Origin of the sequence: Sphingobium sp. ba1, assembly GCF_000743655.1 — a bacterium.
In the GTDB taxonomy this organism is placed as follows: domain Bacteria; phylum Pseudomonadota; class Alphaproteobacteria; order Sphingomonadales; family Sphingomonadaceae; genus Sphingobium.
On the sequence record NZ_JPPQ01000069.1, the window covers coordinates 853381 to 866171 of the forward strand.

At 58.2% G+C, this 12791-nt stretch carries 13 protein-coding genes and 1 pseudogene; 9 read left to right on the forward strand and 5 right to left on the reverse strand.

The genetic code is table 11. The features are described 5' to 3' along the window. From IL54_RS07135 to IL54_RS07145, 3 genes are all read left to right on the forward strand, one after another. On the forward strand, positions 1-978 hold a 978-nt coding region (locus IL54_RS07135; protein ID WP_081913016.1), incomplete at its 5' end, for an aldo/keto reductase. A 9-nt stretch (positions 979-987) separates the two neighbouring features. Continuing rightward, complete coding sequence (locus IL54_RS07140) at positions 988-1623, forward strand: TetR/AcrR family transcriptional regulator (RefSeq protein WP_081095131.1); 636 nt, start codon at positions 988-990, stop codon at positions 1621-1623. A gap of 174 nt (positions 1624-1797) precedes the next feature. Further along, a complete protein-coding gene (locus tag IL54_RS07145) occupies positions 1798-3249 on the forward strand; it encodes an NAD-dependent succinate-semialdehyde dehydrogenase (RefSeq protein ID WP_017184799.1) in 1452 nt (483 codons plus the stop codon). Between the two features lie 214 nt (positions 3250-3463). Here IL54_RS07145 and IL54_RS25875 read toward each other — a convergent pair. The 5 genes and pseudogenes from IL54_RS25875 to IL54_RS07170 form a co-directional block, all read right to left on the reverse strand. After that, positions 3464-3604: pseudogene (locus IL54_RS25875) on the reverse strand (transposase); the annotation flags it as partial. 148 nt (positions 3605-3752) lie between these two features. Next, a complete protein-coding gene (gene moaA, locus IL54_RS07155) occupies positions 3753-4793 on the reverse strand; it encodes a GTP 3',8-cyclase MoaA (RefSeq protein WP_051034329.1) in 1041 nt (346 codons plus the stop codon). Between the two features lie 62 nt (positions 4794-4855). Next, on the reverse strand, positions 4856-5338 hold the full coding sequence (locus IL54_RS07160; RefSeq protein ID WP_017184796.1) for a MarR family winged helix-turn-helix transcriptional regulator: 483 nt from the start codon (positions 5336-5338) through the stop codon (positions 4856-4858). Between the two features lie 175 nt (positions 5339-5513). Further along, complete coding sequence (locus IL54_RS07165) at positions 5514-6506, reverse strand: PhnD/SsuA/transferrin family substrate-binding protein (protein ID WP_017184795.1); 993 nt, start codon at positions 6504-6506, stop codon at positions 5514-5516. Positions 6507-6508: 2 nt separating this feature from the next. Beyond that, positions 6509-7771 carry a Gfo/Idh/MocA family protein gene (locus IL54_RS07170; RefSeq protein ID WP_230461514.1) on the reverse strand — a complete coding sequence of 421 codons (1263 nt, stop codon included), beginning with the start codon at positions 7769-7771 and terminating at the stop codon, positions 6509-6511. Positions 7772-7828: 57 nt separating this feature from the next. On the opposite strand from IL54_RS07170, the gene IL54_RS07175 reads away from it, so the two are divergent. The 6 genes from IL54_RS07175 to IL54_RS07200 all read left to right on the forward strand — a co-directional run bounded on the left by IL54_RS07175 (position 7829) and on the right by IL54_RS07200 (position 12689). Next, positions 7829-9163, forward strand: a complete 1335-nt coding sequence (locus IL54_RS07175; protein ID WP_017184793.1) for a Rieske 2Fe-2S domain-containing protein — start codon at positions 7829-7831, stop codon at positions 9161-9163. Beyond that, positions 9163-10026, forward strand: a complete 864-nt coding sequence (gene nadC / locus IL54_RS07180) for a carboxylating nicotinate-nucleotide diphosphorylase (protein ID WP_017184792.1) — start codon at positions 9163-9165, stop codon at positions 10024-10026. The genes IL54_RS07175 and nadC overlap by 1 nt, the downstream gene beginning before the upstream one ends. 80 nt (positions 10027-10106) lie before the next feature. Then, complete coding sequence (locus IL54_RS07185) at positions 10107-10421, forward strand: 2Fe-2S iron-sulfur cluster-binding protein (RefSeq protein ID WP_037478039.1); 315 nt, start codon at positions 10107-10109, stop codon at positions 10419-10421. 106 nt (positions 10422-10527) lie between these two features. Beyond that, positions 10528-11760 (forward strand): NAD(P)/FAD-dependent oxidoreductase, encoded by a 1233-nt coding sequence (locus tag IL54_RS07190; RefSeq protein WP_017184790.1) that lies wholly within the window; start codon positions 10528-10530, stop codon positions 11758-11760. Between the two features lie 235 nt (positions 11761-11995). Further along, positions 11996-12280 (forward strand): hypothetical protein, encoded by a 285-nt coding sequence (locus IL54_RS07195; protein WP_230461513.1) that lies wholly within the window; start codon positions 11996-11998, stop codon positions 12278-12280. Positions 12281-12290: 10 nt separating this feature from the next. Further along, positions 12291-12689: a hypothetical protein gene (locus tag IL54_RS07200; protein WP_225900034.1), complete on the forward strand. Its 399-nt coding sequence runs from the start codon at positions 12291-12293 to the stop codon at positions 12687-12689. The last annotated feature ends 102 nt before the right edge of the window (positions 12690-12791 follow it).

Below are 12791 nucleotides of genomic sequence, written 5' to 3' on the forward strand. Positions count from 1 at the left end.
TCCGTGTCAGCAATTGGTCTTGGCTGCATGAACCTTTCGCATGGGTATCAGCCGCGTCCCGAGGCTGAAGCAGCTGAACGGCTACTGTTACATGCGTTGGATAGAGGCGTCACGTTCTTCGATACGGCTGCTCTCTACGGGTTCGGAGCAAATGAGACGCTGATCGGGCGTGCCTTGGGACATCGCCGCAAGGATTTCGTCCTTGCCAGCAAATGCGCGCTTGGCGAGATCAATGGAAAACGCGGTCTCGACGGTTCGGCGGCGGCGATCACGCAGACATTGGATGAAGCATTGATACGATTGAGGACCGATGTCATCGACCTCTACTATCTTCACCGCCTCGATCCGAAGGTACCGATGGAAGAGTCGGTCGGCGCCCTGTCGCGGGCAGTGGAGGCAGGAAAAATTCGCACGATCGGTTTGTCGGAAGTATCGGCAGAAACGATCCGCGCGGTACATGCGATCCATCCGGTGACAGCTGTCCAGACCGAATATTCGCCCTGGACGCGCAATGTGGAACTTGCCGTACTCGATTGCTGCGAGGAGCTCGGGATTGGCTTTATCGCCTTCTCGCCTCTGGCTCGCGGCTTGTTGGCGGGAAGTGTGGGTACGGCAGGTTTCCAGCAAGGCGACCTGAGAGCCGCGATGCCGCGGTTCCAGGAACCTCATTTGACGCGGAACCTCGGGCTTTATGATCAGATGGCTGGGTTGGCCCGGGCTGCAGATTGCACTCCGGCGCAGCTCTGCCTCGCCTGGCTGCTTTCAAAGCGCGACTTCGTCGTTCCGATCCCCGGGACCACGAACATTGATCATCTCGATGAAATTCTGGATACCCTGTCGTTGACCATCTCCGAGGTCGTGTTTGACCAAGTGGACGCCCTTTTCGCTTTTGGCGCCGTTTCGGGACCTCGTTATTCAAAGGAAGCCCAATCGCAAATTGGTACCGAGATTTGGGAGGGTGAGCCGCTTGCCAGCTAGACTGTTCAGGTGAAACGGGTCGTTCGGGACCGGCGACGCAGGGTCGCGGCCGCAGTTCGCCGGCCGGCCGGTGCCCCGCCCGGTCCGAGGAAGGCTCAGCTTCGGCGCGTCGAAATTCTGGAAGCGGCGAGGCGATTGTTTGTTGAGCGAGGCTATGACGCGACGACGATGGATGACGTTTGCGTTGAAACTGGCCTCGCTAAGGGCACACTTTACCATTATTTTTCAAGTAAGACCGAATTGCGTGCGGCACTTCGGGACAACTTCTGCAACATGATATTGAACCGTGTCAAAAGCAGGATCAGTCTTTGCGAATCCGACGATTTTTTCACGCGGATCGATCTTCTGGTCGAGACGGCGGTGGAAAGTTATCTGGACACGCCCGAGTTGCGGGATGTGATCTTCTTCAGTGGGGATACGCCGCTCAGATCCGTGGCCGTGAACGACGGGCTTGTGGGCTATATCAGCGATCTGCTTTCACAAGGAACGCTGGAGGGCGCATGGTGTGTGGATGATCCCCACGCGCTATCAACGCTGATCTATTATAGCATCCATGCGATCGCAGACGATGCCTTGATGAGCGGTGCGCGACGCCCTCGAAGCGCGGTGCGTGTCTCGAAACTGGTCGCTATCACGCCGGACTAACGCTTCTCATCTGGTTTCGCGCAATCAAGATTCCGCGAGTATCGTCGGGCGTTTACATGCATCAGCTATCAGAATGGATGGCTTCTCATCAAATGAGAGTGTCCATACCGCGAAGGCATCCATCGGCCGGATTTGTTAGGGAATGCCAAACTGGATTTCAGGGAAATAGCAAACGTGAATCTTAGCCTTGCGGAGCCAAAACTGCTCCGGGCGCAAGCTTTTGTCGATGGCGCATGGATCGACGGCGAAGCGCGAATCGACGTCTTGAATCCGGCAGACAGCTCCTTGGTCGGCTCGGTCCCGGATCTCGGGTATCGCGAGGCCGAAGGTGCCGTCGACGCGGCCTATCGTGCCTTGACCGATTGGCGAAAAGCTACAGGCAAGCAGCGGGCCGCGATTTTGCGGCGCTGGTATGATCTGGTGCTCGTCCATACGGATGATCTGGCGCGCCTTCTGACGGCCGAGCAAGGCAAACCGTTGCACGAGGCCAAGGCCGAGGTGGTGTATGCGGCATCGTTCATCGAATGGTTCGCGGAGGAGGCGAAGCGTGTGAACGGAGATGTCTTAGCACCTCATGCGGCCGACCACCGTCTCCTGGTGCGACGCGAACCCGTGGGTGTGGTAGGCGCTGTAACACCCTGGAATTTTCCGCTCGCCATGATCACCCGAAAGGCAGCGCCAGCTCTGGCTGCCGGCTGTACCATGGTGCTGAAGCCGTCGGAATTGACGCCGCTTTCAGCGCTCGCTTTGGCGTGGCTGGCCGACCAGGCCGGAGTGCCGGCGGGAGTTTTCAATATCGTGACCGGTCAGCCCGCGCCGATCGGCGATGTGCTGACGGCTGACAAGCGCGTTCGCAAGTTCACCTTCACTGGTTCGACAGGCGTTGGCAAGATGCTCGCCGCCCGTTGTATGAGCACCGTGAAGAAGGTTTCCCTCGAATTGGGTGGAAACGCGCCGTTCATTGTCTTTGATGATGCGAAACTCGACGATGCGGTTGAAGGCGCAATAGCATCAAAGTTCCGGAATTCAGGTCAGACCTGCGTCTGCACAAATCGCATTCTGGTCCAATCCGGCGTTTATGAAGCCTTTTCCCGGCAGCTGGCGGCACGTGTTCGCGCGCTTGCCGTCGGGCCGGGTCTTTCGACCGGCGCGGATCAGGGGCCATTGATCGATGAACGTGCCGTTGCAAAGGTCGAAAGCCATATCGAAGACGGCGTCAAACATGGTGCCAGGATATTGACCGGAGGGCGACGAGTGCCCGGGGCAGGCCATTTCTTCGAGCCGACCGTTCTCGTAGATGTTTCGCCGGATGCTCTCCTATGTCGGGAGGAAACCTTTGGCCCCCTTGCCGGCCTCGTCCGTTTCCAGACAGAGGATGAGGCGATCAATTTGGCGAATGCCACGGACAGCGGCTTGGCGGCTTATGTATACACGCAATCCCTTGAGCGCAGTTGGAAGGTGAGTGAGGCTCTTGAATATGGGATGGTTGGGCTCAACACCGGCCTGATTTCGACGGAGGTCGCGCCTTTCGGTGGGGTGAAGGAATCCGGTCTCGGGCGGGAAGGATCACGATATGGGATCGATGAGTATCTCAATTTGAAATTCGTCTGTCATCAGATCGGTTAGGACGCATCCGATTCCAAGCGTTTCTTTAGAACTGGATTGTCAAAGAGAAACGGCAAAAAACGAACGCGCTGGCTGTTGATGACAGGCCGTTACTACGGTAGCTGAATCGACCGCGCGATTAAGCTCGTGCGACAGTCGAACAACGTAGTGCGTACGAGCTTATCATGGCGAAGAAGACCGACATTATCAACGAATATGAAGCAGCGGCTGTCGCCTTACGCCACCTATATAGCGTCTGTTCGGCAATCCCGATCTGACGACAGGCCTCGTCGGTGGTCCCGCCTCGCCCGACAATCACATCAACCTCACGCAGCTTCGCGATGATCTGTTCCGGCGTAAATCGCTGACGTCCCATATATTTCTCCATTCCTTTCGCCCGCTCGGGCTCTCTTCAGAAATGGACCAATTTTCTCAAGGCAGACCAATTTTATGAAAATCAATCGACCAGCCGCGCAAAAAGTAACGGCCATACTGCGTCGGCGAACAAAAGATCATGGAGGCGCTCAACCGCCAGTGACGTTCATATGGCGTTCGACAGCCGGCTGTGATCGCGCAATGTCGAACTCGTGGCGGAGTGGCTTGGCGGTCATTACGGCATCCAGCGCCGCGTCGATCGCATCCCGGCCACCAACACGCATCGCATCGCGCAGTTCGATGCGCTGGTCGCGGCCGAGACAACCAAAAATGGTGCCAGTAGCCGATATGCGGATGCGGTTGCAGCCGGCGCAGAAATTGTCGGTGAGGGGCGTAATGAAGCCTATCCGCCGACTGGTTTCGGCAACGTCATAATAGCGCGCCGGTCCGCCGGTTCGGTGGAGCGACGGAATCAGGACATATTCGCGCGCCAGCCGACGTTTCACGAGGTCGAGGGGCAGATAATGATTGGTCCGGTCTTCTTCCACCGCACCCAACGGCATCGTCTCGATCAGCGAGAGATCGAATCCCCGTTCGCCGCACCAGCCAACCATTGTTCCGATTTCATCTTCGTTGAGCGCCTTGAGCGCAACCATGTTGATCTTCACGGCGAGGCCCGCGTCTTGCGCGGCGGCGATCCCGGCCAACACCTGGTCCAGGTCGCCGCGCCGGGTGATCGCCCGGAAGCGCTCGTGGTCGAGGCTGTCGAGGCTGATGTTGAGTCTGCGAATGCCATATCGATGGAGGTCGCGCGCGACTGTGGCGAGCTGGGTAGCGTTGGTTGTCATCGTCAGCTCATCAAGGCCGTTGCCGATGTGTTGGCCGATCGCCTCCACCAACCCGACGATGCCGCGACGGACCAGAGGCTCGCCACCGGTCAGGCGGATGCGTCGCACACCTCGCGCGATCAGGGCATCGGCCAGTTCCGCCAGTTCCTCCAGGGTGAGGAGGTCCTGGCGCGGCAGGAACTCCATGCGCTCGGCCATGCAATAACGGCAGCGCAGGTCGCACCGATCGGTGACGGACAGGCGGACATAAGTGATCGTTCGGCCGAAACGGTCGGTCAGGCTGCGCCAAGGCTTCCCTCTATCGGGAGTTGGAGTGGCCGTGAGGCCTTCCCGTTCAGCCATGGCGCACACGTCCCTCCCTGTTCATGGCCTGTTGCCCCTGATCCAGGGATGATGTGGAGGAGTCATCCTTCGTCAGCAGGCTTCGCAGGCAGCCTATCAAATTCGGCAGCGAGATTGGCTGATATGCGCTCGAGGACCGATCGACAGATTTCAACTTCGCGCGGCTCGATGCCAGCAACAGCGACCTTGTTGATGTCGATCGCGTATTGCATCAGCTCCTTTTCGAGCGCACGGCCATGATCTGTAAGAGTAATCCGCAATTTTCGACGATCATCCTTGTCCTTGGCGCGTTGCACCAGCCCTTGCCGAAGCATGGCGTTTATCATGGCGACCGTCGTATTTTCGGTGACGTTAGTCATGTCGCTCAGATATTTTTGGGTCACCCCGTCCCTGAGCCATAGGACACGAAGATAGTACCAGAAACCGGTTTTGAGTTCGTGCTTGGCCAAATAGGCACTCAAGAGCCGATCGAACCGTCGGTGGCAGCGCCGAACCTGATAGCCCAAACTCAGTTCCGGATCGAGTTTGGGGGCGTGCTTCGACATCTGTTCACTCCTGACGGGTTCAACCGATCCTCCACTCGCACAGACGCCGCACGAACGCATCGCAAAACCGTACCCGGCACCCGAAACCCATATTCCTATGATGGTCCTCGGGATATTAAACGTGTCCCGAGGACCATCATGTGAGCAGTAGACTGGCCTCGTGCAGGATGGTTTCTTAGATGCGGAACTCGGCGAAAGTCTCGGGCGCGAACATCTCTTCTATGGTGAGCTGGCGGGGCGACAGGCCCTGCTCGTGATGGTAACGCGTGAATGTCTCGATGACGTGGCGGTTCTTTTCGATGCCATAGGGCCACCATTCCCTGCCCATCGTAGCAATAGTGTCCTCCACTGCGGCGATCTGCCATGGCAACATCGTTTTCAGCGATGCCGACACCAACAATTGTTCATAGCTCAACCGCTGGGCTTCTACGAATGCCTTGTAAAGCGCCTGAGCAATCCATCGATTCTTCTCATACACGTCTCGCCGGATGGCCACGACATGCATGATCGGGAAGATTCCTGTCTTCGCGAAATAGGCTTTTTCAACGTCCACAAAATTGGGGAAGAGGCGCCGAACCTTGCCCGGCTCCGAATAGAAGGTCGACGGCGCCCGCGCAGTATGCAGCGCATCGATCTCTCCATCCGCCAGCATGCGCTTCAAGGTCTGGGTGGGTCCGATCGGCTCGACCTTGAACTTGTCGGGTAGATTGAGCTTCAGCTTCTCCTCGCGCCCCGGCTCCTCTTCACCACCCGTGACGTAGGTGACCGACGCAGGATCAATGCCATACTCGTCCTGCAGGATGCCGCGGATCCAGACCGGAGCCGTCATCTGATATTCAGGCACGCCGATCCGCTTGCCGACGAGATCCTCGGGCTTTTCGATGCCGCTTTTGGCGGAGACGAAAATGCAGGAGTGGCGGAAGAAGCGCGAAGGAAAGACGGGAATGGCGATGAAGCCAGGATTCTCGCGGCCCAGGGTCACGCAATAGGACGACATCGACAGTTCAGCGACATCGAATTCTCGATTGCGCAGCATGCGGAAGAAGGTTTCCTCGACATCCAGAACCTGAAAGTTGAGGTCGATGCCGTCGGGCCGGACCGCGCCCGTCTGGAGGGCTTCGGTGCGGTCATAGCCCCAACAGGCGAGGGAAAGGCTCAGTCTGGTCATTGTCACGGTTTCTCCGATAGAGTGTCGAGAAGTTGGTTGGGCGCTACGTCCGTATTGCGTCGGCTCGATTCGAGGAGCGCGACGCAACAGGCCATGGTATCAAGTCCCCAGCGCCCGTCATGGATCGGGCGGCGAATGCCTAGGCAACCGCCGACAAACTCGTCGATGACTTCCTTGCGCGGCAGGGCAGGGGGCTCGATCGGCTGGAAATCGCGTTCGGTGTCCCCATAAATTGAGAGCCCCTTGGGCGACAGTTTCAGGTCCGCGCGGTCGCAGCTGACGATGATGAAACCGAAATGCTCATGATGCGGCGCTGGCGTGTCGGCAGCGACAGCCGGGACGCCGTATGTGCGCTTCAGTTTGGCTTCGATTTCATCCTGCGATGATAGCGTCGCAAGCCTCTTACGCGCCTCGCCGTAGCGATCCGGGTCCTTGTCATAGCCAAGCTCCGCTATCCACCCCACCAGTTCGTCGCTGTCATAATGCGCATATCCGCTATAGGTCAGCGACGCTGCAGCACCGGCTTCAAATGTCACCAGCGCCGTATAGGCGCCTTCGCTCGGGCGGCTGCTATCCCAGTTGGCGGCGACGGCGCGAACAGATGAAACGGGCTGCCCGACAAGGCGGCGCACGACATCGATCTGGTGCGCCGCTTGGCTGTAGACGACGCCGCCGCCACGGGCGCTATCCAGTTCTTCCGGACGCCTGGGCCGGAACATGAAATCGGTGAAGTTGAGCGCCGTGACCATCCGCACGGCACCGAACCTGCCTGAGGCAACCAATTGCGCGGCAGCCTGTACGGGTGCATCGAAGCCGTGGCTGGGTCCGACCACGAGCACCTTGCCGGCATCGGCGGCGGCGCGCTCTATACGCGCGCAATCTGCAAGCGTTGTCGCCATCGGCTTTTCGACCAGCACATGCTTTCCAGCCCGCAGAGCGGCGATGGCCTGCTCGGCATGCAACTCATGCGGGGTGGCTATATAAACCGCATCGATAACCGGCGAATACAAGAGCGCGTCGAGCGTATCGAACGCCGGCGCGCCGAATTCGTCCGCGAAGCGTTCCCGAGCTTCGCGGCGCAGGTCGAAAGCCCCGGCAAGCGCTACGCGAGAATCGGCCTTCAGCGCGGGCAGAGTGAGCATGAAACCCCGGCCGAGCCCAATGATTCCTAGTCGCAACGCATTTGCCATTCTTTGCCTGCCGCTCCCTTCAACCCGAAAATCAGGCTTGAAAAAGCCATTACTACGATATAGAAGTAATTTCAAGGGCGCATCCTGAGGGTGATTCGTCTTCGTGCCAAGCCAAAATGAGGAGGGTAGCTAATGACTCCGGAACAAAATGATCTGCTTTGCCGTGTGGAGGGCGAGGCCCCAATGGGGAAGCTGATGCGGCAGCACTGGTTGCCCGCCTGCATGATCGAGGACGTCGCCGAGCCAGACGGCACGCCGTTGCGTGTTCGCTTGCTGGGTGAGAACATGGTCGTGTTCCGCAATACGGAGGGGCGCATCGGTGCGCTCGACGAGCTGTGCCCGCACCGGCGCGCTTCCCTTGCCTTCGGTCGCAACGAGGAATGCGGCCTGCGTTGCCTTTATCATGGCTGGAAATTCGATGTGGACGGCAATGCCGTCGACATGTCTTCCGAGCCGGTCGATGCAAAGCTACGCGGCACGATGAAGACCAAGGCATATCCGGTGGTAGAATCTGCTGGTTTCGTCTGGGTGTGGATGGGTGACCCGGAAAATGTCATCCCTTTCAGCCCGCCGAACTGGTCGGCCGCGCCGGCTGAGAAGATCAGCATCGTGAAAATGCATGGCGGCTGCAACTGGGCGCAGGTTCTCGAAGGGTCGATCGATTCGGCGCACAGTTCGAGCCTGCATTCATCGAACATGCCGACGGCCACCGAAGTAAGCGGCTCGACGGCTACGGACACCGCGTGGCTTCGCCCGTCGGCCGACAAGGCGCCCAAGATTGAAGTGCAGAAAACGCCGTTCGGCTTTCGTTATGCTGCTATCCGCAAGCCGATCATCGATGCGGACAAGCAGGACTATGTACGCATGACTCTGTTCCAGGCTCCGTTCACGGTGCACATCCCGTCCAACGACCAATATCATCTGTCACAGATGCTGGTTCCGATCGACGATGTGAACACCATGTTCTATTGGATCGCCTGGCATCCGACGAAGGGCATCAGTCAGGATGCCTGGCGCAAGTTCTGCGGGGCGGAGATTGGCAAGGACGTCGAGCCCGTTACCTTCAAAAAGCGGCGCAACGCCGAAAACAACTATCTGCAGGACCGGGCCCTGATGAAAGCCGGCGACTTTACCGGCATCTACGGCATTCCCTGTCAGGACATGGCGATGTGGGAATCGATGGGGCCGATCGCCGACCGCAGCGAGGATCTGCTCGGCTCGAGCGACAAGGCGATCTTCACCTTCCGCACCCAGATGTATCGCGCCGCCCAGGCTGTTCAGAAAGGCGAGCCGGCACTGGGTGCTGTAGAACCGCGCGTGCCACTGGCGAAGCTCATGTCGTTCGAGGGCATGGTCCCCAAGGGCGATGACTGGCGGCTGATCAACGTCTCCGAGGAGGAGAGGCGCTTGACCGGCGTCTTCGCCGACAAGGAAGAAGTTGAAGATCTGGCGGACGCGGTTTCCTGATGCGTGAGTCGGATTTGATCGCGGGCCTGGATCAGCAACAACTCGACAACTTCGTCGATTATGTTCTGAGTGAGGATCTGGGGAGCGGAGACGTCACGAGCCGTGTGTCAGTCCCCGCCAGCGCGCGCTTTTCCGCCGTTCTGGCTGCCCGGCAACCGATAGTGGTTGCCGGGCTCCAGCTGGCAGCCGCGTTTTTCGGTAAGCTCGACCCCGAGGTCGCTATCGAATTCCTGGTGCAGGATGGGGACAATGTTGCCGCTGGGCAGCCCCTCATGCGAATTGCGGGAAGCGCGCAGCTCATGCTCGCGGCCGAGAGGTCCGCTCTCAATACGCTCCAGCACCTGACCGGCATCGCGACGGTGACGCGATCTTATGCCGAAGCGATCGCCGGTACGGATTGCGTCCTTCTCGATACGCGCAAGACAATTCCCGGTCTTCGGGCGATCGAGAAATATGCCGCCAAGGTGGGCGGGGCGCGGAATCATCGCATGCGTCTGGATGACGGTATCCTGATCAAGGACAACCACATCGCCGCCGCTGGCAGCATTGTCGAAGCGGTCAAGGCTGCGAAAGCCGCCAATACCGGGCTGGAAGTCCAGGTCGAGGTTGACGGGATCGAACAAATCGAGCCTGCGCTGATGGCGGGGGCGGATCGTCTGCTTTGCGACAACATGTCTCCTGCCAAGCTCAAAGAGGCCGTCGCCCTTGTCGGCGGCCGCGTCCCCATCGAAGCGTCAGGCGGCGTGCGGCTCGATACGATTAGGGAAATCGCGTCGACTGGCGTCGATTTTGTATCAGTCGGGCGCATCACCCAAAGTGCTCCCGCGGCCGATATCGGATTGGACTACGCGCTTTCCCCATGAGCCTTGCGCGCCAAGGCGGCGTGGAGGTTTTTCAGTCGATAGCAGACTGCCAAAAAGCATATTTGGAAATTAGAGGACTAATGGAGATTACCGTTACAACGCGCACTGGCGAGCGCGTGACCGTCACACCGAATGGCGCAACCACGTTACTGGAAGCGATCCGCGACGCAGGCATCGACGAGTTGCTTGCATTGTGCGGAGGGTGTTGCTCCTGCGCAACCTGCCATATCCAGGTCGATGAAGCGTTTCTCGATCGCTTGCCACCCATGAGTACGGATGAGGACGATCTTCTGGACTCGTCCGAGCACCGTTGCTCAAGATCTCGGTTATCCTGTCAGTTGACTATCTCTGATGCTCTGGACGGACTTTGCATCACGATTGCGCCGGAAGATTGAGGGCACTTGAGTTCGCAAAGAGAGCTCAATCAGGCTCTTGCCGTTAACCGACGGCGTGACAAGCAAAGCACGGCTTATGTAATCCTGTAAGGAAGCTATCTATCCCATGAGCGAGCGGTACGATGTTCTTATTGTTGGGGCCGGGCATGGGGGAGCTCAAGCCGCGCTCGCGCTGCGCCAGCATAAATATGCGGGAAGTGTGGCACTGCTGGGAGATGAGCCAGATCCGCCATATGAACGCCCGCCGCTCTCCAAGGAATATTTCTCAGGCGAAAAGAGCTTCGAAAGAATTCTCATTCGACCTCAGGCAATCTGGGCCGAGCGCGATATCGAGTTGCAGCTCCTGCGACGGGTTGTGGCCGTCGATCCGGCGGAGCAAAATGTTGTGCTCTCCGACGGAAGCCGCATTGGCTATGGCAAGCTGATCTGGGCAACTGGCGGTGCGCCTCGTCGCTTGAGCTGTTCGGGAAGCGATCTCATGGGTGTCCACAACGTCCGCACTCGTGCTGACGCTGACCGCATGCTGGCCGAGACGCCGAAAGTGCAGAATGTCGTGGTGATCGGTGGCGGGTATATCGGCCTCGAGGCGGCTGCGGTACTCGCCAAGCTCGGCAAGCAAGTGACGGTGCTGGAAGCGATGGATCGTGTGCTGGCAAGGGTCGCTGGTGAACCGCTTTCTCGTTTTTATGAGGCTGAACATCGGGCGCATGGCGTTGAGATCCATTTGAACGCCAAAATGGATTGCCTGATTGGACATGATGGATGGGTAACGGGTGTCCGGATGTCTGACGGCTCGGTCTTACCCGCAGACATGGTTGTCGTCGGCATCGGGATCGTTCCGGCCGTAGAGCCATTGATCGCGGCGGGTGCGGCAAGCGGGAACGGGGTAGAAGTCGATGAATTCTGTCAGACTTCGTTGCCGAACATTTACGCGATCGGCGATTGCGCGATCCATGCCAACCCCTTTGCTGGCGGTCAGCGGATCCGGTTGGAGTCAGTTCAGAACGCCAATGACCAGGCCATAACGGCCGCCAGGCATATTGCTGGTGACGCCGCGCCGTACCACGCCGTTCCCTGGTTCTGGTCGAACCAATATGATCTCAAGCTCCAGACTATCGGGCTTAGCTTGGGATACGATGAAGTCGTCGTGCGGGGCCAGAGCGCAGCGCGCAGCTTCACGCTCGTATATCTTAGCAAGGGTAAGGTGCTGGCCCTTGACTGCGTCAACTCTGTGAAGGACTATGTTCAGGGTAAGGCACTCGTTATCACGCAGGCCACTCCTGATAAATCTGTACTTGCAAACCCTGAGATTCCTATCAAGTCACTTTTGGTGAGTTGATAGAACTGTTGTTATAATAACAATTCTGATAAATTTCTGAGTATATACAAAATTAACTGAAACTTTCTCTTTACACATGTGAAGGTTTTTCTTGTATTTTCTAGAATCAGTTTGGCAGTACATAGACATAGTTGATATGTATTTTTGATTTCGGGTGGCCGGAATTGCATGTTTTGCGACGAAAAGGCAGGTCGTGCCTGCCCGTACTGATTTGCCGCTTACGATGGATAGCATCATGCACGCCTCCGTCCTTATCATCCTGCATGAGGGTCATAAGATGCTCCAGGTCCACGCAAGCGAGGCGGCTTCCTGGAAGGCACTCCTGGGTTTTGTAGAGCAGCAATGGCAGGCCCGCTTCGGTTCGCTTTTGCCACCTCTGGACGAAACGAAGCGGATTGAGGCGTTTTTCAAGGATGAGGGGGATTACCTGATCGGCAAGGTGGACGTATCGGAAATCCGGCAACAAATCGAAGACCAAGACAGCAACGTTCCCGATGCCGGGGAGCAGGTCCGTATTTGAGTGCCTCATATTGGGCGACAGCATCGGGCTGGGGACCGCACGCGCCATCAACGCGAAATATGCCCCCCAGTGCGATGTGCTAGCGGCCGAGCGTGTGCATGCACATCAGATACTTGGATGGCGTTTCCCAACGAAGAAGTACGGCGCATGCGTCTTTTCGGTCGGATCCAACGACGATGCAAGGTCTGATCTCGCCGCCAGGCTGACGAGTATCCGTATCCGGACCATCTGCCATCGGGTCATTTGGCTTCTTCCTTACAGTCGTCAACATGCCTACATTGTGAACTCGGTCGCTGCGACCTATGCTGATGAGACGATCGATCTGCTGCGCTTTCCGACGCGGGATCGGATACACCCGACGCGCTACGACCTCGTAGCGCGGGTACTACTGCGGTCGGACCCGGACTGACGCGCACGCATCTTCTGCATCGCGTTGCAACGCCGACCTTTGGTAAGCGCCGACGGAACGTGACCTTGTTGCCGGCACCGGAATAGGAAAGCTCGCGGCCTT

Bases quoted from the DNA above. Each gene is read 5' to 3' on its own strand.
- moaA (WP_051034329.1), bottom strand. From the start codon at position 4,793: ATGGCTGAACGGGAAGGCCTCACGGCCACTCCAACTCCCGATAGAGGG.
- IL54_RS07160 (WP_017184796.1), bottom strand. From the start codon at position 5,338: ATGTCGAAGCACGCCCCCAAACTCGATCCGGAACTGAGTTTGGGCTAT.
- IL54_RS07165 (WP_017184795.1), bottom strand. From the start codon at position 6,506: ATGACCAGACTGAGCCTTTCCCTCGCCTGTTGGGGCTATGACCGCACC.
- IL54_RS07175 (WP_017184793.1), top strand. From the start codon at position 7,829: ATGACTCCGGAACAAAATGATCTGCTTTGCCGTGTGGAGGGCGAGGCC.
- nadC (WP_017184792.1), top strand. From the start codon at position 9,163: ATGCGTGAGTCGGATTTGATCGCGGGCCTGGATCAGCAACAACTCGAC.
- IL54_RS07185 (WP_037478039.1), top strand. From the start codon at position 10,107: ATGGAGATTACCGTTACAACGCGCACTGGCGAGCGCGTGACCGTCACA.
- IL54_RS07190 (WP_017184790.1), top strand. From the start codon at position 10,528: ATGAGCGAGCGGTACGATGTTCTTATTGTTGGGGCCGGGCATGGGGGA.
- IL54_RS07195 (WP_230461513.1), top strand. From the start codon at position 11,996: ATGCACGCCTCCGTCCTTATCATCCTGCATGAGGGTCATAAGATGCTC.